15 protein-coding genes and 1 tRNA gene are annotated in these 21,566 nt (G+C 59.2%); 1 reads left to right on the plus strand and 15 read right to left on the minus strand.

Features of this window, described 5'->3' with window-relative positions:
- Positions 1 to 192 precede the first annotated feature (192 nt).
- Entirely contained in the window at positions 193 to 1,164 is a 972-nt protein-coding gene (gene mca / locus HMPREF2884_RS00145) for a mycothiol conjugate amidase Mca (RefSeq protein WP_070614677.1), read from the minus strand.
- Positions 1,165 to 1,596: 432 nt separating this feature from the next.
- Between mca and greA the strand changes: the two genes are divergently transcribed.
- On the plus strand, positions 1,597 to 2,094 hold the full coding sequence (gene greA, locus HMPREF2884_RS00150) for a transcription elongation factor GreA (RefSeq protein WP_049355875.1): 498 nt from the start codon (positions 1,597 to 1,599) through the stop codon (positions 2,092 to 2,094).
- A 170-nt stretch (positions 2,095 to 2,264) separates the two neighbouring features.
- Here the strand turns inward: greA and ilvA are convergent, their stop codons facing one another.
- The 14 genes from ilvA to HMPREF2884_RS00220 all read right to left on the minus strand — a co-directional run bounded on the left by ilvA (position 2,265) and on the right by HMPREF2884_RS00220 (position 21,453).
- On the minus strand, positions 2,265 to 3,518 hold the full coding sequence (gene ilvA / locus HMPREF2884_RS00155; RefSeq protein WP_070614679.1) for a threonine ammonia-lyase: 1,254 nt from the start codon (positions 3,516 to 3,518) through the stop codon (positions 2,265 to 2,267).
- Between the two features lie 210 nt (positions 3,519 to 3,728).
- Positions 3,729 to 4,964: an AI-2E family transporter gene (locus HMPREF2884_RS00160; protein ID WP_070614681.1), complete on the minus strand. Its 1,236-nt coding sequence runs from the start codon at positions 4,962 to 4,964 to the stop codon at positions 3,729 to 3,731.
- A gap of 173 nt (positions 4,965 to 5,137) precedes the next feature.
- Positions 5,138 to 6,145, minus strand: a complete 1,008-nt coding sequence (locus HMPREF2884_RS00165; protein WP_070614683.1) for a Bax inhibitor-1/YccA family protein — start codon at positions 6,143 to 6,145, stop codon at positions 5,138 to 5,140.
- A 197-nt stretch (positions 6,146 to 6,342) separates the two neighbouring features.
- Positions 6,343 to 7,227 carry a Cof-type HAD-IIB family hydrolase gene (locus HMPREF2884_RS00170; protein ID WP_083309656.1) on the minus strand — a complete coding sequence of 295 codons (885 nt, stop codon included), beginning with the start codon at positions 7,225 to 7,227 and terminating at the stop codon, positions 6,343 to 6,345.
- A 306-nt stretch (positions 7,228 to 7,533) separates the two neighbouring features.
- Positions 7,534 to 7,607: transfer RNA gene (locus HMPREF2884_RS00175), tRNA-Leu, on the minus strand.
- A gap of 288 nt (positions 7,608 to 7,895) precedes the next feature.
- Positions 7,896 to 9,281 (minus strand): NAD(P)/FAD-dependent oxidoreductase, encoded by a 1,386-nt coding sequence (locus HMPREF2884_RS00180; protein WP_070614686.1) that lies wholly within the window; start codon positions 9,279 to 9,281, stop codon positions 7,896 to 7,898.
- Positions 9,282 to 9,751: 470 nt separating this feature from the next.
- Entirely contained in the window at positions 9,752 to 11,383 is a 1,632-nt protein-coding gene (locus HMPREF2884_RS00185) for a S8 family peptidase (protein WP_070614688.1), read from the minus strand.
- Between the two features lie 63 nt (positions 11,384 to 11,446).
- Positions 11,447 to 12,400 carry a Ppx/GppA phosphatase family protein gene (locus HMPREF2884_RS00190; protein ID WP_005508954.1) on the minus strand — a complete coding sequence of 318 codons (954 nt, stop codon included), beginning with the start codon at positions 12,398 to 12,400 and terminating at the stop codon, positions 11,447 to 11,449.
- Positions 12,401 to 12,552: 152 nt separating this feature from the next.
- The gene (locus HMPREF2884_RS00195) at positions 12,553 to 13,152 is read right to left on the minus strand and encodes a DUF501 domain-containing protein (RefSeq protein WP_070614690.1); all 600 of its coding nucleotides are present in this window, start codon (positions 13,150 to 13,152) and stop codon (positions 12,553 to 12,555) included.
- 84 nt (positions 13,153 to 13,236) lie between these two features.
- On the minus strand, positions 13,237 to 13,881 hold the full coding sequence (locus HMPREF2884_RS00200; protein ID WP_070614693.1) for a septum formation initiator family protein: 645 nt from the start codon (positions 13,879 to 13,881) through the stop codon (positions 13,237 to 13,239).
- Between the two features lie 252 nt (positions 13,882 to 14,133).
- Positions 14,134 to 15,045 (minus strand): beta-1,6-N-acetylglucosaminyltransferase, encoded by a 912-nt coding sequence (locus HMPREF2884_RS00205; protein WP_070614695.1) that lies wholly within the window; start codon positions 15,043 to 15,045, stop codon positions 14,134 to 14,136.
- A gap of 173 nt (positions 15,046 to 15,218) precedes the next feature.
- The gene (gene eno / locus HMPREF2884_RS00210) at positions 15,219 to 16,499 is read right to left on the minus strand and encodes a phosphopyruvate hydratase (protein WP_005506838.1); all 1,281 of its coding nucleotides are present in this window, start codon (positions 16,497 to 16,499) and stop codon (positions 15,219 to 15,221) included.
- Between the two features lie 371 nt (positions 16,500 to 16,870).
- Positions 16,871 to 17,617, minus strand: a complete 747-nt coding sequence (locus HMPREF2884_RS00215) for a nucleoside triphosphate pyrophosphohydrolase (RefSeq protein ID WP_070614696.1) — start codon at positions 17,615 to 17,617, stop codon at positions 16,871 to 16,873.
- Positions 17,618 to 17,706: 89 nt separating this feature from the next.
- Complete coding sequence (locus tag HMPREF2884_RS00220; protein WP_070614697.1) at positions 17,707 to 21,453, minus strand: ornithinee aminotransferase; 3,747 nt, start codon at positions 21,451 to 21,453, stop codon at positions 17,707 to 17,709.
- Positions 21,454 to 21,566: the final 113 nt, after the last annotated feature.

Consider the following 21,566-nt stretch of genomic DNA (forward strand, 5'->3'; position numbering starts at 1 on the left):
TACCTTCGCGGCAATCAGCATCGCGGTTGGGCTGAGAATCGGCTCAAAATTTGTGGCGGCTGGTGGCGGTATCCGGGGGTGCGTACAGGGGCTGCACGCATCGCGCGCCTAAGAATGGATGATGCCCTTCACCTACAACTCATATCGTGGGTGAAGGGCATCATTGTAACGCGCGGGGCGATGCACCCCAGCCTAGATAACGTAGTAGTCGCTCAGGCCCTCGTCCAGGCTAGATTCGGGCAGCTGAACCTCAGCGTGCGAGGCAGCCAGCGTGTAGTCCTCCCAGGGCCAAATATCCTTCAGCTGCTCACTGGGCACCGCAAAGAACACGCCATTCGGGTCCACCTGCGAGGCGTGCGCACGCAAAGCCTGATCTCGCTGCTCAAAGTGCTCAGTCACCAGGATGCGGGTCGTAGTCTCGTGGCGAGGCGCCTCACCCGACGTTGCGCGGTGCGCAATGTTCTCAATCCAACCGCTCAGCAGGCTCTCACCGTGCGTATCGAGCAGGTGCTCGTGCAGGGCGAGGGTGCGTTCCGGGTTGAACGCGCGATCGTAGTAGAGCTTCAGCGGGGTCCAGGGCTCGCCCTCCCCCACATACGCCTCGGGGTCGCCCGCCTTCTCGAATGCCTCCACAGCAACCTTGTGGGTCATGATGTGGTCGGGGTGCGGGTAGCCGCCAATCTCGTCATAGGTGATGATGATGTGCGGGCGGTACTCACGCACCAGACGCACGAGCGGCGCGGCGGCACGATCCAGGGGCATGGTGCCAAAGCTACCGAAGGGCAGAGGCGGCATGGGGTCACCCTCCGGCAGACCGGAGTCGAAGAAGCCAATCCAGCGGTGCTCAATACCCATAATCTCGCGAGCAGCCGCCATTTCAGCGCGACGCAGACCCGGCAGGTCACGGTGTGCACGCGGACTATTATCGATCTCCTCATTCAGGATGTCACCGCGCTCGCCGCCGGTCATCGTCGCCACCATGAAGCGAGCACCACGGGCAATATACGCCGAAGCGGTACCGGCGCCCTTAGAGGACTCGTCGTCCGGGTGAGCGTGCACCGCGAGGATGCGCAGACCGGTGTAGTCCTCATCCAGCGGTTTGAGGGAGTCCACGGGAGGGTGAGTCGGCAGGTTTGCCTTCAGCTGTTCGATGGCTTCGCTCACGGTATGTGTCCTTTAGTTGATGCGGCCAGCGCGGATGGGCGGCTGATGTGTCTGTGATTCGCGAATGCGAGCGCCACACTGCGGAAATTTTACGTGTGTAGCTTCTCGTATGATACCCAAGGACAGCGCCGGTACACTAGCGCAGATGACGCCGTGTGACATCGTGAAATGTACCGTCATATCCGCGCAATCACATGGTAACCAGCCGACAGAAACCGCCACCAGGTTCAGCTACCGGCATGCACCCCGGCGAGGATGCGCTCAGAGGGGAAGATACGACCGGCATAACAGCCGAAAATCCTCCGGTGCTCTAGAATAGGTCTGTTGATTCATTCCGTTACCGGCATCGCCGTCCCCTTTCTGAACGCGGCACGCGGTAGCGGGTTTATTCGTTTCGCACCGGCAAAGCCGGCGCATAAGCAAAGGACACGCATGGCTGAAAACACCGGTGCATGGCTCACTCAGGACGCCTTCGACCGCCTCACCCAGGAGCTGGAGTACCTCTCCGGTCCGTACCGTCAGGAAATCGTTGACCGCATCGCGCAGGCACGCGATGAGGGCGACCTCCGCGAGAACGGCGGCTACCACGCGGCACGCGACGAGCAGGCTAAGAACGAGGCGCGCATCAAGCAGCTCAAGCACCTGCTCGAAACCGCACAGATTGGTGAGGCACCCGTTGACGACGGCGTGGTCAGCCACGGCATGGTCATCGAGGCTGAGGTTGCAGGCCGCACCCTGAAGTTCCTGCTCGGCTCCCGCGAAATTGAGGACACCCTCCCCGCAGGCACCGATCTGAAGGTCTTCTCCGAGAAGTCTCCGCTGGGCGCCGCAATCATGGGTGCTAAGCAGGGCGACGAGGTTTCCTACACCGCTCCGAACGGTAAGGAACTGAGCGCCAAGATTGTCTCCGTGACCCCTTACCAGGGCTAAGAGACTAGCTAAGAAGCTAGGCTGCGAGACAGCGCTAGATTTAAAACAAACAGTGCGGGGTGCTGACTATAACGGTCAGCACCCCGCACTGTTTTTTTGTCTATTCTTGCGTTCTGCCGATAAGTCGCAGGCGCACCTATTACAGCTCGTCAGCTAATAAATATATCGGCTTAGTAGACGATGATTGGCTTGAAGCCCTCATCCTCCAGGGCAGAAATGACCTGGCGGCAATGCTCCACACCCTTGGTCTCCATGTCGATCGTAATCGACACGTCGCCCATGGAGAGCGAGCCACCCACGCGGGTGTGGTCCACACCGGTCACGTTCGCGTCGTTCTCAGAGATGATGCGGGAGATGGTCGCCAGCTCACCCGGGCGGTCAGAAAGCATCATCTTCACGGTCATGTATCGGCCAGCCGCAGACAGACCGCGCTGAATCACCTTCAGCATCAGCATCGGGTCAATATTGCCGCCGGAGAGCACACACACGACCGTACCCAGGTCGCCGTACTCTTCCTTCAGCTTGCCGTTCATCAGCGCCGCCACGGGCACCGAACCGGCAGGCTCCACCACAAGCTTGTTACGTTCCATCAGGAAGATCAGGGCGCGAGCAATATCGTCTTCGCTCACGGTCGCCACATCGTCCACCAGCTCCTTGATGATGGAGAAAGGCATCTGGCCGGGGCGGCCCACCGCAATACCGTCAGCGATGGTGGAAACCTTCTTCAGCGGCACCAGAGCATCCGCTGCCAGCGACAGCGGGTACGCCGCCGCGTGCTCCGCCTGAACACCAATAATCTTGATTTTCTTGCCGAGCTTCTGCTCCTTCGCGCGGATAGCAGCCGACAGGCCAGCCAGCAGACCACCGCCGCCGACGCCCACAATGACGGTGTCAACGTCCGGAACCTGCTCCAGAATCTCCAGACCGATCGTGCCCTGACCGGCAATAATGTCTTCATTGTCGAAGGGGTGCACGAACACCGCGCCGGTCTCATCGGCGTAGCGCTTCGCCTCCGCCAGAGCCTCATCCACGGTCACGCCGTGCAACTCAACCTCAGCACCGTGATCACGGGTTGCAGTAATCTTCGGCAGCGCCGCACCCAGCGGCATGTAAATACGGGCTTTAATGCCCAGACGGTCAGCCGCCAGAGCCACACCCTGAGCGTGGTTACCCGCGCTCGCCGCCACAACGCCGCGCTTCTTCTCCTCCTCGGAGAGCTTCGCCATGCGCACGTACGCGCCGCGCACCTTGAAAGAACCGGCACGCTGCAGGTTCTCACACTTGAAGAAAACCTCGGAACCGAGGCGCTGGCTCAGCGCACGCGAATGAGCGACGGGGGTGCGTTCAATAACGCCTTCGAGCAGCTCTGCGGCACGTTCAATGTCGGTGAGGGTCACGGGCAGGGAGTCGAGATCTACGCTCACGAGGTTTCCATTCTGATGGTACGTATTCTGGCGGCACCTAGCCACGCACGCTGAAAGACGCGCGGTGGCACAGTGCACACTCCATTCTAGAGGATGCACAGGCATAAAGCAGGGGCTGCCCCTACACTCTCAACAGATAGTGCAGAAACAGCCCCTACTCTAGGTGATATGCGAGCGTCTAGCCCGCGGTTAGTCACATTGACTTGAGTTCTAAGCCTTCTCAGATTCCTTAGATTCCTTAGATTCTTCAGAGCTTTCGTAAGTCTTAGCTTCCTTCGCCTTTTCAGACTCTTCAGCCTTCTTACGGCGCTCCAACTCATGCGGGAAGAGGAACTCCTCCTCACGAGGCGCCTCCTTCTCCCAGTCACGATTCGCCAGGTAACGCACCACCGCGTTGACCACAGCCAGAGTCGGCACGGCGAACAGAGCACCCACCGCACCAAAAATCATGGAGCCACCAGCTACCGAGAAAATAACAGCCAGCGGGTGCAGGGAGACAGCCTTACCCATAATGAGCGGCTGCAGAATGTGGGATTCGAGCTGCTGAACCAGCAGAACAATACCGAGCATAATCAGCGCCTGCACCGGACCCAGAGCAACCAGCGCCAGCAGCACAGCCACAGCACCGGAAATGAGGGCACCAATCACCGGAACGAAAGAACCGAGGAAGACCAACACACCCAGCGGGATAGCCAGCGGAACACCCAGAATTGCGGCACCAATACCGATGCCGATAGCGTCAATAGCCGCCACCAGAATCTGAACGCGCACGTACGCACCCAGGGACTTCCAACCCGCGCGACCCGCACCGTTGACTGCGGCACGCGCGTCCTTCGGGAAGAGGCGAGTGACGAACAGCCAGATACGCTCACCCTCCATCAGGAAGAAAACCAGGGTAAACAGGGTCAGCAGGGTACCGGTCGCAACCTCAGCCGCAGTCGAACCCACCTGAGACACACCGTGCAGCACGGAGCTGGGGTTATTGGTTACAGCGCTCTCCATCTGATCCAACAGCTGGTTCATCTGGTCGGCACCGAACTCGTAGCCGAGGTTCTTCAGCCAACCAATCAGCTGCTGGTAGCCCTGCACCGCCTTATCCGCCATGGACACAAAACCACGCAGAATCTGCTGACCGGTCAGCGAAATAATACCGGCGAGCACCAGAATCATACCGATTTCGGCAATAGCCGCCGCGCCACCGGCACGAACACCTTTCTTACGCAGAAGCATCACGGCGGGGCTCAACAGAGCCGCCAGAAGCAGAGCCACCAGAAGAGAAATAACCAGCAGGGAGACGTGCCCCAGACCCTTCCAAAGAATCCAGCCGGCACCGGCAATCATAATGATGCGCCACGCCCAAGCACCGGCAACTTCCATGGCAAAAGGAACCCGGTAGCCGCGCTCCTCCTCGGCTACATGCTCTTCTGCAACAGGTGTAATTTTCACGGTGTCTCCAAATCATTATCGGTGTCGCACTCGTGCGGGACAGCTTCAGCTACCCCATCGGAGGCGGTGTGTGGTGTTGTTATTGTGTGCTCTCCCCCGCGCATCAATACACAGGGGAAGTAAAGCGGCAAAGGCGGCGGCACCATCACGGTACCGCCGCCTCAAAGTGAGCTTTAGTCGTTGCTAAAGATACTTGCCAGGTACATGAGAACACGCAGGATCTCAACGTACAGCCAGACCAGAGAAGCGGTCAGGCCGAAAGCAAGGCGCCAGGACTCACGCTCGGGCAGGCCAGCCTCCACAGCTTCGGAGGTGGTGGTGAAGTCCAGCAGCAGCGAGTAGGTTGCCAGCGCAACAGCGAACAGGCCAACAATCAGACCCAGGGGAATACCGAAGAGGCTCACGCTACCCAGTGCGGAACCGAAGATACCCGCGCCCAGGATCGAGATGAGGCCGTACACCAGGTAACCAATAGCGCCAATCATGAAAATCTTGTTGAGCTTAGGAGTTGCGCGCAGCTTGCCATTTGCGAACAGAGCCAGGGTGGTACCTGCCACCACGAGGGTTGCCAGAACCGCCTGAATTGCCACGCCGGGGTAGCGCATATCCACAACAGCGGACAGGCCACCGAGCAGCAGACCTTCCATAAGCGCGTAGGTCATGACCAGAATCGGGGAAACCTTCTTCTTGAAGGAGTTCACCAGACCCAGGACCAGACCACCAACCAGGCCCAGGAGCATCAGCACCGGTGCATTCCATGCAACAGCGGCACCGACAGCGACCAGGCCCAGGTTGATGCCGGTCTTAACCATGACATCGTTCATGGTCAGACGCTCACCTGCGGGGATGGGCTCCGAGTAGGTGGGGGTTGCTACGCCGTAGTCAGCCTCACCGTACGGCTGGCCGTACTGTGCCTGCTGACCGTACTGGGGCTGGCCATACTGCTGACCATAGGGCTGCTGGCCGTACTGCGCCTGCTGACCATACTGGGGCTGGCCGTAAGCATTCTGACCGTAGCCCTGCTGGTCATACTGCTGCTGACCGTACTGGCCGTAGGTCTGCTGCTGACCGTACTGCGCCTGCTGGCTGGTCTGCTGAGGCTGTGCACCAAAGCGACCGAAACGAGAGTCACCCTGAGTGACATTCTTCGTCATCGAATTCAGAAGCGGGTTTCCCGCCATCATGCTCTCCTTAAACGGGTACAAAACTAATTCTGTTAATTCTATCGGATAGATTCTGCGCTCACGGGCGCTGTTCGTTACCAGCAGGGGCTTCTAGCAGCTTTGCCAGAATATTTCAGGGCGGTGTTTACCTGAGGTTCACCCAGGTCCGCACCGCCCCGCACGCAAACGCTTCTGCGCGTCTCTTGGTGAAGCGTCTATTGCGAAGCTTCCAAACGGTCAAGGAGCTGCTCCAGATACTCCAGAACTGCCTGTTCCTCGTTCGAGCCAATCACCTCGTCAGCAGCATTTCGCACAACCTCCGGGGCGTTAGACATAGCAACGCCCCAGCCCGCGTAGCGGAGCATCTCCATGTCGTTCTCACCGTCACCGAAGGCAAGAATGCCCGCCGGGTCGGCGTTCAGACGCTCGCATAGGTCCTTCAGACCGGTCGCCTTGTTGACACCGGTACGCACCAGGTCAATGGCGCCGAAGCCACTCACCATCGGGGTGACGGTCTGCGGAAGAGCCTCACGCAGGTAGACGCTCAGCTGCTGCGTCTGCTTCGGCGGGGTCAGCAGCGGGAACTTGATGGGTACACCCTCAAAATCTTCAATAGAGTCAACCATGACCGAGCCGGGGAAGAAGAACGCCGCAAAGTCCTCCAAGGTGAGGGTTTCGGGAAGCTCCTGACCGGTGTCTTCAAAATAGCCGCGAATCATGTGCACAATCTGGTCACAGCGGTCCTTAGGCAGGTAGATACCCTCGGTAGTGCAGACCAGCAAACCAATCTGATCCAGCCCCTGGACTATCTCAATGATGCGCGGCACATCCTCTTCCACAAAGGGATGCACGGCAAGCTGACCGCTCTCATCAGCAAGGTATGCCCCATTTTCAGCAATATAGGTAAGACCTCGCCCTTCAAAGCCACGCATATAGTCCCGCAGCTTGGCGTAGGTGTTTCCGCTCGCCACAACAAAGTGAATTCCCTGCGCCTGCAGGCGGGATAGGATGCGCGAGAAACGTTCGGTGTCGAAAGTTTTGGAGTCGGTGAGGAAGGTGCCGTCCATATCGACAGCAATGATGGAGGGTATAGTCTGCATGCTGTGCCTTTCTGACTCTGCTGCCCCATTCAGGCTGGGGTGCATCTGTGGCTGCGTCTCTTCTAGGGTCTCACGTTTTTGAGCTCCGGAAGACGGTATGCGGGCGTTTTTGAGAGTGGAGCCCACGGGTACCATCGCTTCCTTCGAGCAGGTGGGCATCCCCATGGCAACCGAACTGGTCGGGGGCATCGCCTTTTAAACTCCAAACACCACACCCCAGACATGTAAACCCTCAGACACACAAGCGGCGGCCCCTCCCCCACGGGAAGAGCCGCCGCCTATCTGCACCTACGCGTGTCTACGCAGTGCCCCCACTGGGACTCGAACCCAGAACACAAGGATTTTAAGTCCTCTGTCTCTGCCAATTGGACTATGGGGGCGCACCCCGTATACGTCGGGGCACAAACACCTATTATTCCACGAAAACGCACCCGAACCTAAGCGGAAACACATTTCAAACGGTTCCCCGCGCTCAGCCGCAGCAATCACCATGCAAAAGCACAGGTGGGCGGCTAAGCTAGACGGCCCGCACGCGCCCAGACACAAAAACCCAGACACAAAAACCTAGGCGCAAAATGGGCGGTGCAGAAGACTAAAGTCTTCCACACCGCCCTTTGCTTTATCTCAAGTGCGCTATCTCAGGGGGCATACCCCTAAGTCAGGCTATTTTAGAGCTTTGCCTTCTGGCGTGCCGGTGCAGTACCGGTTGCTTCCTGGAATGCCAGGCGCGGGGAGCGCTGGTGGCGAATCGAGGAGGTGTCGCGACCGAAAATCTGGTTCAGAGCCCAGGTGGTCATAACGCGAACGGTACGCTCGGTGGTGGGGATTGCAGAGCCGTGGTAGCCGCGGTGCATGATCCATGCCAGCGGGCCGCCAATGGTCTTGCCCTTGAAGTTTGCAACGCCCTTCCACAGACCCAGACCTGCCACAACACCGATGGTCTCGTGGTAGTAGTCGGTCAGGGGCTCGCCGCGGCGAGCAGCCAGCAGGTTCTTAGCCAGAACAACAGCCTGGCGGGAAGCGTGCTGAGCGTTGGGAACGCAGAAGCCACCCACGCCGCCACCGGAGAGATCCGGAACAGCTGCGTTGTCGCCTGCTGCCCAAGCGCCCTCGACCACACCGTCGTCGCCGGTGACGCGCAGGTCTGCGCTCACGCGAACGCGGCCGCGCTCGTCAATCGGGAAGTCGGTGTTCTTCAGCATCGGGGATGCTGCCACACCTGCGGTCCAAATCAGGGTGTCGGTCTTAATCTCGCCTGCGGGGGACTTGTCAGCCATGTTGATCAGCTGCAGGTTGCCGTCGGTTGCGTCAGAGAGGGAGGTGTTCAGCAGGATCTCGATGCCGCGTGCACGCAACTCTGCAACAACCTTCTCTGCACGGTCTGCGGGGACCTCGGGCATGATGCGCGGTGCAGCCTCGACCATGACGAAGTGCAGGTCGGAAACGGAGAGACGCTCGTTGCGCTCGACAGCAACGCGTGCCATGTCCTCGAGCTCGGAGATGGTCTCAACGCCAGCGAAGCCACCACCAACGATGACGAAGGTCAGGGCGCGGCGGCGTGCCTCAGCGTCGGACAGCATGGATGCGACCTCGATGCGGTCCAGAACCCAGTTACGAACGGAGACTGCCTCTTCAATGGTCTTCAGACCGATAGCAACCTCTGCCAGACCCGGAATCGGGAATGCACGGGTCACTGCGCCTGCACCGAGTACAATCTCGTCGTACTTCAGCTCGAAGGGCTCACCGTTGTCGGTGGGCTCAACTACAGCGGTGCGCTCTGCGTGGTCGATGGAGACAACGCGGCCGGGAATCAGCTCGGTGTCGCGCAGGTGCTGACGCAGCGGCACAGTTGCGTTACGACCTTCCATGGAACCTGCCGCAACCTCGGGGAGGAAGGGCTGGTAAGTCATGTAGGGGTTCGGCTCGACGATGGTGACAACGCCACCGGTCTCCTTGATAGCCTTCTGGATCTTCTTAGCAACGGTGAAGCCGACGTAGCCGCCACCGACGATCAGGACGCGAGGACGGTCCTGTGCCACCTTAGTGAATGCCATTTTGTTACTTCCTAGTCTTTAGGTACCGAGGTTCGGTAGCCCCGGTAGGGTGGTATGTGCAACTTTCGGGTCGTTCCGAAAGCTCCCCTGACGAACAAAGCGGCTCGCTCTGGAAGTCCTTGCGCAACGCGAAGTGGCTAGCAGCACGAGCCTGTCTATCACATACCTGTTGTCTTTTATTTTACGCCTTTGTTTAGGTAATTTCGCACCTATGGTCCCTTTGAGCTGAGCCTAAGTTAAAAGTTTTGAAGATATGAACAGAGTTCATCTCGTGATGCGGGTTACAGTCAAAAATACCCTTTCCGTTTTTTGCGCAACATATTCGATATTTTCGTTTATTGGGGTGTTCCGCCGTCTCAAGCCAGATCTCAAAGAACAAAGCCCGGGACCAGCTCAAAAGTCAGCCCCGGGCGAACAGGAGAAGTCTCCGCAGAGAAGAAAAACACCGGCACCCCAGACTCACAAGAACCCTAACGAGTCCCCCTCCGGGCACCCCGCTGCGACCCCTTTGAAACACGACTCTTTCCGTGATGAGCACCCGGATGATGCGCCATCTCACGAGCCATCCGCGCAGCCTGCCCCGCGCTCACATGCATCCTATGCAAACGATGCACCGAACCAGCCGTAATAATCGTCAGCCACAACGTCAGCGCCGCCAAAATTACCGGCGGCAACCAGCCACGATCCTCCGGAGGACGACGCGCATCCGGCGCAGCCGCCTTCACAATGCTCTCGCCCTCCTCATGGACCGGCGCAGCATCACTCGGAATCGGCTCACTCACCTGCTGCTTACGGTGCACCGCAATCCACTCAGAAATCGAACCCAACGGATTCGCCGTCACCGTAGGCGCCGCCAAAGCCATCGCATCCTGCGGATTGAAAATACCGTAACCATACAAAGGGTCACGGCCCGTCACACCAGCATCATCAGCCGAAGCAATCAAACGTTGGACCAGCTGAGCCGCCGACTCCTTCGGATACTTCTGCTTCAACAAAGCAGCAACACCCGTCACCAACGGAGCAGCAGCCGAAGAACCCGACCAAATCATGTACCCATTACCCGGAGCAGCCGCAATCATATCCGTACTCGGAGCAACCACAGCAATCGAAATACCCTGAGTCGACGAGCCCTCAGAAACCTGTTTATTCCGGTCAATACCGCCCACCGTCAACACGCCAGGAATCGTCGCCGGAGCACCAACCTGCGTCAAGCCGCTACCGCGGTTACCCGCAGCCGCAACAATCAGCACGCCCTTCTGCTCCGCATAGGCAAACGCCTCATCCCAGCTCTGCGGCCAGCTCGTCTTATTCGAGCCAATCGACATGTTAATAATCTGAGCCCCGTGGTCGACTGCATAACGCACCGCCGCCGGGATCTGCTCATCAATACTCTTACCGCCGGTCGTACCCATATTCAGCGAAATCGGCAGAATCTTCGCCTCGGGAGCCACACCAATCACACCGGTCGGCTTACCCGGCTGACCCGCAATCGCAGAATAGCCCTGCGTATCGTGGCCGTGACCTGCAATGAGAGAAGCGACCTCCGTGCCGTGCATCGGCTCAGCACCCAGGCCCTTCCAGCCGTCCTCGCTGCCCACGCCCGAGGCATCATAACCACGCAGAACATTACCCTCAAGATCCGGGTGGGTACCGTCCACGCCCGTATCAATCACAGCAACCGTCACGCCCTTACCCGTAGCCTGCGACCACAAGGACGTAATACCGTACTCGTTCAGCCAATACTCACGCTGACGAACATCATCACCATTCGTGGTCGACGTGCCCTTACTCGGAGTTGCGGAAGTCTTCGGCACCGCAGTAGCCGACGGTGAAGGAGTCGCCGTCACCTCCCTCTTCGGGCTCGGCGAAGCAGAAGGGGTCGGGTCCGTCGCCCAGGCAACAGGCGCCATCGGAGTCCACAACGGCAGAAGAGTCAACGCGGCACTGGCACCCAAAGCTGCAACCTTACGAATGCGGCGAGTAGCGCCTCGGTCAGAACCAACCGAGGCGCGCACACCAAATACACGAGACGCACAGGCGAAAGACGGCGCAAAAGACCAGCCGGTCAGGGGCATACCTCGCCGACGCTCAGAACGAACCATTAAAACTCCTCAAGCTGAGCCGCGCCGTGAATCACCGTTGGTTCACGGCGCGAGCGCTCAAGCCTACAGCTGGGACAGAGCGATACCGTCCAGAATGTCGTGCTCACTGACGGTCACCGAATCCACGGCGCCATCAGTCATCTCATTCAGACGGGTCAGGATACGGGCGTAAATCGTCGCGCCGGCACCAATCACATCCACCCGACCGGGGTGCATGTAGCCGAGCTCCTCACGCTCAGTACGGCTCAGCGAAGCCAACCAGCGGGCAGTCTTCTGAACGGTCTCTACGGAGAAGCTCTGAGCGTTAATAGCTTCAGAGTCATAACGGTCCAGACCCAGCGCGGCAGCAGCCACAGTGGTTGCGGTACCAGCCACAGCCACCACGCGGCGCGCATCCTGCAGGGGCACAGTCTTACGTGCCACCTCGAGAGCCTCGTCAGTATCAGCCTCAACGCGGGCAATCTGCGAGTCAGTGGACGGGGCGCTCATCATGTGACGCTCAGTCAGGCGCACACAACCAATATTGACGCTGCGGGAAGCCTTCACACCCGACTCGTCGCCGAGCACGAACTCAGTCGAACCGCCGCCCAGGTCAAACACCAGGGTGTCACCGTCGCCGTAACCGACAGCGCGCACCGCACCAGCGAAGGACAGAGCAGCTTCCTCATCACCGCTGATCACCTCGGGCTCAATACCCAGAATCTCGCGGATACCATCCACGAACACCTGACGGTTACCCGCATCGCGAGTCGCACTGGTCGCCACAAAACGCACCGAATCAGCGCCGTGCTCCTTCAGCAGCTGCGCATACTCACGAGCCGCAGCGAAAGTACGGTCCAGCGCCTCCTGCGCCAGCCAGCCGGTCGCGTCCACGCCCTGACCCAGACGCACAATGCGCATCTCACGCACAACGTCCTTCAGGACGGTCTTCTCGACCCCGTCCACCACCTCAGTAGTGGAATCAGCAATCAGCAGGCGAATAGAGTTCGTACCGCAGTCAATCGCACCAACGCGCACGGTGGGTTCCTTTCAGGTCTTCAATACCAATCAGTGCCAAAGGCAACGCGAGCGCCGCAGGCGAAAAATTTTCGCTTTTCGGCGCTCTTTCTTCTATCTATTATGCGCCCGCACCGTCGCTGACGACGATGCGGGCGCACCAGAATCAATATTTAGGCTTCTTCACGCCACGCAGGGTCGCAGGAGCAGACCTCGGGGGTCCACCACTCGGCGATAGCGTCCAGACCGCGGTCACCCATCGGGTTCACGCCGCGACCCACCGACAGGGTGTGGCCGATAACGGCGTGCAGGCACTTCACGCGGGTCGGCATGCCGCCGGCAGAGATGCCGTCAATCTCCGGGACCTCTTCGGTGCCGCTGATCAGGCGGATGCGCTCACGCTCAGCCAGGTAGTTCTCGTGTGCAGCAGCGTACTGTGCCGCCAGGTCCGCATCCTCAGCGAGCGAGTCGGTCATCTCGTACATCAGACCGCCCGCCTCCAGACGGGAAGCCGCAGCGGTAATCACCGGATGCGCCAGGTAGAACACGGTCGGGAAGGGGGTGCCGTTGCTCAGGCGCGGCGCGGTAGCAGCCACGAGCGGGTTACCGCACACGCAACGCGCCGGAATCTCGACCACGTCGCGGACCTTACGGCCCAGCTGCGCGGAAAGAACGCGGACGTCCTGCTCGGTGGGGGTCAGAGTTTCAACAGTTACGCCGAAGCCGCCGGGGGTGCGTGCCTTCAGCTCTTCAATGGTGTTTTCGGTGCTCATAATCCTAAGTTTCTGGAACGAGGGGTCGCCTCGTCCACTTGTGCCGGGTGTCTGCATGTGCAGGGTTGCTGCCGGCAGCTGGGGCTAGTTCTTCTCGAGAGAATTCCAAACCTTAGTAGTCCAGGCTTCCTCGGGGGCGTTCTTCGCATTCGCAGAAGTACCGTCCGCCTTCGTAGAGTCCTCGGTAATGCCGGTGACCACGTAGGGGGTGTCGCCGGGGTTCACATAGTAGAGGCGGCTACGTGCCTGCTGGCGAACATAGTTGTCGTCATTCCACCAGGTCTGCTCCGCCTTCAGCTGGGCGTTCTCCTGCTGCAGCTGAGAAATATGCGTGTTAATTCGCTTGATTTCCCGGTCCTGGTCAAAGTAGGTGACCACCGGGTATGCGGTACCGAGCGCAATCACGCCCACCACAACAGCGGTCAGGAAGCTACGGCCGGAGAACATGTGAGCCGCCACGGGGGCGTCGTATCCGTCCTCTTCACGGCCCTGCTGGGCAGCGGCGCGGCGGCGGGCACGCTCCTCACGGCGAGCCTGCGCCTGACGTTCACGCTCAGGGTGACGCTGGTTCAAACCCACGCCGAAGAAAAGGGCACTAGCCTTTTTCATCAGGGAAGTGCGGGCTTCCTTTGCGGCGCCTCGCGATTCTTCGGAGGCGGTAGCACCCTGAGCGGGTGCAGTGGAACTCGTAGAGTGCGACCGGGTCTGCTGGCTTGCTCGCTGGCTCATTGCTCTATCCTTCGTTCCGTTCTGTACCGCTAAACGCTTCCTTCATATTCTACCCGGGTTTGTACACTCACCTGAGCGTTCCCTCTGGAGCTACTTCCGGGGCCGTTTTGAAAGACCTTCGGGCTTTTTCGCTATGTGTTCGGGTGGGGTGCTGACACCCACCCAGGTAGAGCAAAAGGCGACGCTACCCCCAACGGAGATAGCGTCGCCTCTCGTTAAAAGCACCCCTGAATTGAAGGGGAGAACCCATCATTATCCGCGCTGGATGGCATCCAGAGCATCAATGAGCTGGGCAGATGCCTGGGGCTCAACCTTACGCGTAAACCATTTTCCTGATTCGAGGATGACAGGGAGATCTTTCTCGGTAAGCACCTCAGGGTGGGCGCCATTCCCGCTCCAGTCAATGTAATGGTGATTTGCATGGTTCTCCGAATGCTTTGTGCCCGGTGCCAACTGGCCGTCGGTCTCCCAGGCCTCAGCATTCTCACGAGCGGGTATATTGAGGAGTATACTCTGCATCCACATCTCGTCAGGCATAGGGGCAGAACGGAAAATCTTGGTGACCTCTCGGCCCGTCGGAGTTTTCAAAAAGTCCATCACCTGAAGTGCAGTCGAACGGGACACCGTCCAATAAGCCGACCCCTGATAAAACTGAATCGGCAAATTCTTGCGGGGGAACAGTCGTGAAATCTTATAACACACTTTGTGTACGCCCCTGCGGATAATCCCTTCAGGCAGTAGGCCTTCAAAGTCCTTATATTCCCGGTACAGCACCAGGACGTAGTTACGCATTCCGGGGGCTAACGCATAGAAGCTTACCCAAGAATGCTCCAGATTTTCGGGTCGAGCAAGATAATCAGCGTATTCGCGGAGAGGACGTACAGGGTAGCACTGCCCTGTAATGGACGCGTAATGAGTTGCTTCCGGATATTCTTTCAATGCCTGGGCTAGCATTTTTTGAGTTGCCTTCACAGCAGAGTAACCTGCCCAACGCACGTTTTCGCGTTCGCGGACATAAGATACGCCCTCGACGTAGAAATCATCGATATCTGCTTTCTTATCAATGTGGGCAACGCAGACACCGCCCGAGTTCAAAATATGCTGAGCAATTTTTTTGAACAGCTCCGGGTACTTATGGGCGAGGATGAGATAACAAACAGTCATGATTTTCCTATGTGATGCGTGAGTGAACGTATATGACTGATTATATGGCGCTGACAAGGAAAAACCGGGCCGACCCACAATACATGACGTGATGAATTACATCACTATGTATCGGGTTCGACCCGGCCTGTTCAGGGACGTTCAGCAGAACATCCCGCAACCTTCAAGCGTCATTATGCCTTGAAGCGGGGGAATGCGGACTTGCCAGCGTAAACAGCTGCCTCGCCCAGCTCTTCCTCAATGCGCAGCAGCTGGTTGTACTTAGCAACGCGCTCGGAACGTGCGGGAGCACCGGTCTTGATCTGGCCAGCGTTGGTTGCAACAGCCAGGTCAGCGATGGTGACGTCCTCGGTCTCACCGGAACGGTGAGAAACCATGCAACGGTACTCGTGGCGCTGTGCCAGCTCCATTGCATCGAGGGTCTCGGTCAGCGAACCGATCTGGTTCACCTTCACGAGCAGAGCGTTAGCTGCGCCCTCTTCGATACCGCGAGCCAGACGCTCGGGGTTGGTCACGAACAGGTCGTCACCGACGATCTGGACCTTGTCACCGATCTGCTCGGTCAGGGTCTTGTAGCCCTCCCAGTCGTTCTCGTCCAGGGGATCCTCGATGGAAACCAGGGGGTACTTTGCAACGAGGTCAGCGTAGTATGCGCTCATCTCAGCTGCGGACTTCTTCTGGCCCTCGAACTCGTATGCGCCGTCGTTGTAGAACTCGGAGGATGCAACGTCCAGTGCCAGTGCAACCTGCTCGCCCGGCTTGTAGCCAGCCTTCTCGATTGCCTCAACGATCAGGTCCAGTGCGGCTGCGTTGGACTCCAGGTTGGGTGCGAAACCACCCTCGTCGCCCAGGCCGGTTGCCAGGCCGCGGTCGTGCAGCACGGACTTCAGGGAGTGGTAAACCTCAACACCTGCGCGCAGAGCGTCAGAGTAGTTGTCGAAGCCGATGGGAGCAATCATGAACTCCTGGATGTCAACGTTGGAGTCTGCGTGAGAACCACCGTTGAGGATGTTCATCATGGGGACGGGCAGAACGTGAGCGTTCGGGCCGCCGAGGTACTTGTACAGGGGCAGATCAGCGGACTCAGCAGCTGCCTTAGCAACAGCCAGGGAGACACCCAGGATTGCGTTTGCGCCCAGCTTGCCCTTGTTGTTGGTTGCATCCAGAGCAATCATGGCTGCGTCAACAGCGCGCTGGTCGGAAGCCTCAATGCCGATGACCTCTTCAGCGATTTCTTCGATAACAGACTTCACTGCGCCCAGAACACCCTTGCCCAGGTATACGGACTTGTCGCCATCGCGGCGCTCAACAGCTTCCCACTCACCGGTGGATGCGCCCGAGGGCACAGCTGCGCGTGCGAAAGCACCGTCTTCGAGCAGAACCTCAACCTCAACGGTCGGGTTGCCACGGGAATCCAGGATCTGGCGTGCGTGAACTGCGGTAATAACAGCCATGAATTGTTCTCCTTATGAGATGTCAAGGATGTGAACGGCTCACCCGGTAGTGGACAAGTCGCGTCCCCTAAATTCTAGCAAAACTCCCACACAAACACACTAGTTGCCACCGCTTTTTTATTGCCTTATTGAAGGTCTAAATAACCCTTAGTCAGGCGCTACAAAGCGGAACAAGACCCACACTCCCCCACATTGGGAGGGTGTGGGTACTCGACCAAAGCACAACATGAGCCCAAATGCCGGGGCATGTGCCACGAGCATCCTCACGGCCACCCAACACAACCCCAAACAAACAGAAGGCGCTTTGAAACCTCTTATTCCCTCAGAGAACAGATTTCAAAGCGCCTCACAGAAGAACTCAACCACCGTTTCTAATAGCTCGGCTCATCATGCGTATGCTGAGCAATATAGCGACGAGTGTACGAACGTAGGGCACGCTCCGGATCCAAACCATTACGCTGTGCGCGGCTCACCAACGCAAAGAGCAGCTCGCCGAACTCCTCTTCAGTGTGCATATAGCGCAGGTCGTCCTCCATGCTCGTAGGCTCCGGCGGCAGAATAATACCCGCCTTACGTGCCTTCACAGCAGTCTTCTCAGCCATAGCGAGCGCCGGCAGATGCGGCGGAATACCGTCCAGCGCGCCACGGTCACTCTTCTCCTTCTTCTTCAACGCATCCCACGCCGCCTGCTGCTCAGCTGCGGTGCGGGGCGCCTCCGAAGAGCTCTCAGACTCAGCTGCGAACACATCGGGGTGGCGCGAACGAAGCTTCTGCACAAGGCCCTCAACCACCTGCACAATGTCGAAGCCCTGCGGGTTTGCCGCAGCAATATCGGAATGGAACACCACCTGCAGCAGCACGTCGCCCAACTCCTCACGCAACAGCGGCATATTCGGCGCGCCACCGGTTTCTACCGCCTCGACAACCTCGTAGGCTTCCTCCACCAGGTAGCGGATTAGGGAGGCGTGAGTCTGCTCAGCATCCCACGGGCAACCGCCCGGTGCGCGCAACAGCGCCATGGTTTCCACCAGGGTGCCAAAGGCTTCAGCCGCGCGGGCGGCAGTGTCCTGAACGTTCTGCGCCGCAGAAGCCTCAGGAGTATTAGGGGTATCAGTCATAACAATCTTCCTCGTCGAAAAAAATGACAAACATAGCGCGCCGCGCCGACCCCCACACGGGGAGCCGGCGCGGCGCACCTTACAAGGTTTTAGAGGTTCCAGTGCGAAAGCGCGCTCGTCATATGAGCCGGGATCTTCGAACCCAGACGCGGGAACATGCGCAGCTCCTCAACGTAACGCTCAGCATCCAGCGGACGCGGGTAGGTGACAAACGCCTGCTCATTCGCATAATCGAATGCCGCCTGAACCGGCACGCCCGGGGTGAAGGTCAGGCTCATAGCCAGCGGCGAGCCCTCACCCTCGCTGTACGAGTCGGTCTTCAGCGCCGGAATGTCCAGCAGGGTTTCGGGGATCAGCTCGAAGGTACGGACCTGCTCCCAGAAGCCGTTGCGGCGCACGTGGGTCAGGGCGTCGTAGTAGGATCCGAGGGCACGTACACGAATCAGCACGGTGGTGGCGTCCTTTGCGGTGCCGTTCTCGCCGAAGAGGTGCTCGACGACCGGCGCCAGACGCTGAGCAACCTGAGCCTCCGTCAAAACCAGGTTGCCGGCTGCCAGCTGAGTCTCCGAGGGGACCAGCGGGCTCTGCACCGCGGCGGAGGGGGTGTCCGGCTCAGCCACGATGGTGGGCAGCTGGTTGAGCTCGCTCAGCGCGGACGCCGAGATGCTGGAGGAGATACCTGCCGGGGTGCTCTCCGGCAGGGCAACCGGGGTGGTCGCCGCAGCGGGTGTCGCCTCTGCTACCGGTGCAGTCTGAGCGGTAGCCTCGGAGGCGGGCGCAGCCGCGGCGGAAACCTCACCAATCTTAGCTGCGGGGGTCACCTCAACGGTCTTGAGCTCAGCGACCTTCTCAGCGGGCTCTTCCTGAGCGACAGGAGCCTTTACCTCGGCAGCCTTCGACTCAGATGCCTTTGCTTCGGTTGCCTTCGCATCAGCACCGGCGGTGCCCACAGCGGCAGCTGCGGCAAGAGCACCAGCCAGACCGGGAGCCACAGATGCGCTCTCGGAGACGGGCTCAGCGTCCTCCAGAGCGGGTGCCTCTGCAGAAGCTTCAGCGGAGGCAGCCTCGGTGGAGGTCTCGTGTTCGGGCAGCAGATCAGAGTCATCCAGGAACGCGGGCAGGGCAGGCTCTTCAGCCTTCTCTGCTACCGGCTCTTCTGCGGATTCCTCAACGGGCTGGGTACGATCCAGAGTGAAGGACTCAGCAACCACGGGAGCGGCAACCTTCTGGTCCTCAACAGCAATAACTTCCTCAGCGGACGCTTCCTCAGCAACTGCGGCAGGAGCTTCTTCCTCGGCGTCCAGCTTCTTCTGAGCGTTGACGACAATGGTGGCCAGGGCGGCTTCCATGTCTTCGCCGGGCTCTACAGAGTCCTCGGCAGATGCCGCGACTGCCTCAGCGGCAGATTCTTCGGCATGCTCGGTTTCGGGCTCTACGGTAGCCGCACCGAAGACCGGGTCGTTCTCGTAATCGTGCTCGAACTCAGCTTCAACCGGCGCAAACTCAGCCTGGGCAGGCTGGGCAGAAGCTTCAACAGCCTCCTCTACGTCTTCCTTCTCCTGCGCAGAAGCGACAGCAGAACCAGCCACAGCAGTACCGGCCGCAGCAAGACCTGCAGCAGCCGCCAGGCCCGAAGAGGCAGGCTCTTCAGCAGTTTCAGCAACGGGCTCTTCAGCAGATTCAACAGCGGCCTCAACCTCGTTAGCTACCTGCTTCTGAGCAAGCTCAGCCTCCAGCTCACGCTCAATAGCCTCACGTTCAGCCTCAACCGAGTCAACGCTCTGAACGGTAGCCTCAGCGGCCTCAGCGGTCGCAACGGGCTTAGCCTCGACAGCGGTGCCCTCCAGCAGGAAGCTCTCACGGGTGGTCTGGCCGTCCGCCATACCCAGGTAGGATGCGTGAACCTCCAGGCCGTCACCTAGACGCGGGTTCAGGGAGACCGCCGCGCGGTTCCAGGTTGCGCCGGCCTGCTGAGCCTCGGTGTACAGTGCCGCCACGGGTGCGAACCAGTCAATGCCGGGCACAACAATGCCGGTTTCGACCTCGCGACCGCGGTGCAGCAGACGGTAGTGCATGTCCTCATCAACTTGGCGCAGTTCCAGGCTCATGGTGCCCGAACCGCGGGTACGCATGAGCTCCGCGAGGCCGTAGAGGGCACACTGCTCCGTAAGAGCGGGCAGGGTTGCCGCGCCCTCAACGGGCTCGCTCAGGATGATGGATTCGGCAACCAGTTCAGCTTCGTCTTCGCTGAGCTTCTGCTCGGCTTCCTTCAGCTCAGCGGCGGATTCCTCAGCGGATTCTTCACCGGTAGCCGAGGTAGCCTCGTGCTTCTCGGCTTCCTTCTTGTCGATGCCCTCTGCAGTCAATGCGACGCCCTGGGAGTTGCCCTTCTCTGCCTTCTCATCCGCGTTTTCGCTCTTGAAGGCAGTCGAAGCAGCAACCGCAGCGGCGGGTGCCGCAACAGCGGCGGCAAGCGCGACACCAGGAGCTGCAGAGGTGCTCTTGGCGGGCTCGTCGTCCGCAGAGTCGGTGTCTTCAGATTCCCCAGATGCAGAGTCCTCAACCTTGGTTCCGGATGCTACCGGCTCGGAGGTTACCTTTTCGGTCTCTTCCACAGCGGGTTCTTCCGCTGCGCTTTCTTCGACAGCGGAAGCATCAAAAATTAGCTCAGCGGTGTTCTCTTCTTCAGCGTCAAGGCTCTCAGCCTCGAACGATTCAGAGGCGGATACTTCACGTTCCTCCTCAACGGATACAGCAGACATCAGCTCAGTCTCGTCAGAAACCGCGTTCTCCTCGTCAGCGATTTCAGCCGCCAACAGTTCGGGTGCCTCAACGACAGCCTCAATCTGTTCTTCTTCAGCCTCTTCGACGGGTTCAGTAATCTCAGCGGATTCAGCAGAGTCTGCATCCTCAGCAACTACCTCAGTAGTAGTTTCCTCAGCGGTCACCTCGTCGGAAGCAACCTCGCTAAAGGTCTCTTCTTCGCTATCGAGGGTGATGCCCAGGCGTGCCGCGTAGGCTGCCGCCAAATCATCCAGACCAGCGTTCTGTGCCTCGGTGACGGCGGCGCGGGTACGAGCTGCCTTCATGTCTTCAACAGTCAGGGTTTCCTCAGCATCGGCGGAAGAAGCCTCAGATACAGAATGAGTGTTCTCCGACTTTTCCTCAGTTGCCTCTACAGCTGCGGGTGCAGTCACCTCAGGTTCTTCATCGGCTTCATCTTCGGTGTTCTCAGCACGCACAGCACGCAGGTGCTTCTCAAACTGGGATCGCGCATCCTCCGCAGCATCCTTCGGCTCCTCAGCATCAACCGACGCTTCCTCAGCCTCAGAGGTAACCTCTTCATCATCACGCAGGAACGCAGGGGTAGCCGGCTCGGGTGCTTCAGCAACCGGAGCAGCATCTTCTTCAATGTCCTGGATCTTAGCGACCTGCTCAACCTCAACAGGTTCCTCAGATTCCTGGGGGAAAGCACCAAGCGCCGCCAACAGGCTACGGCGCTCCTGCTCCTCAACCTGCTCTTCAGTCAGTTCCTCAGCAGAGGGATTCTCTTCAACCTGTTCGTCATCGTGCAGGAGGGCACGCTTGAGATCCTCAACAGCACGGTACTCTTCACTCTGCTCTTCGTCCTGGTTCTGGTGGCGTGCGCTCTCAGACTTCACGAAGCGGCGCAGGGAGTCCTCCCACTGCTGCTGTTCCATAATCTTTTCGCTCAGTCGTGCGCTCTTGGGAGCGTCTTCGTTTGCCTGTTCTTTCTGAGCCTTGGCAGTTTCGGCGCTCTGTTCTTCGCGCGATTGTTCATCCAACTTCTTCTTGCCGATTCCAAAGAAGCTCATTGGGTGTCCTCCTCCGGCGTGCGCCGTGTGATGATGCGCCATTTCCTTCATCCCCCGAGGGTGTGTGGGCACGGGGTCGGGAACATAACGCAAATGTCCTCATAATCCCTTTA

The organism is Rothia sp. HMSC073B08 (genome assembly GCF_001812975.1).
GTDB classification, from domain to species: Bacteria; Actinomycetota; Actinomycetes; order Actinomycetales; family Micrococcaceae; genus Rothia; species Rothia mucilaginosa.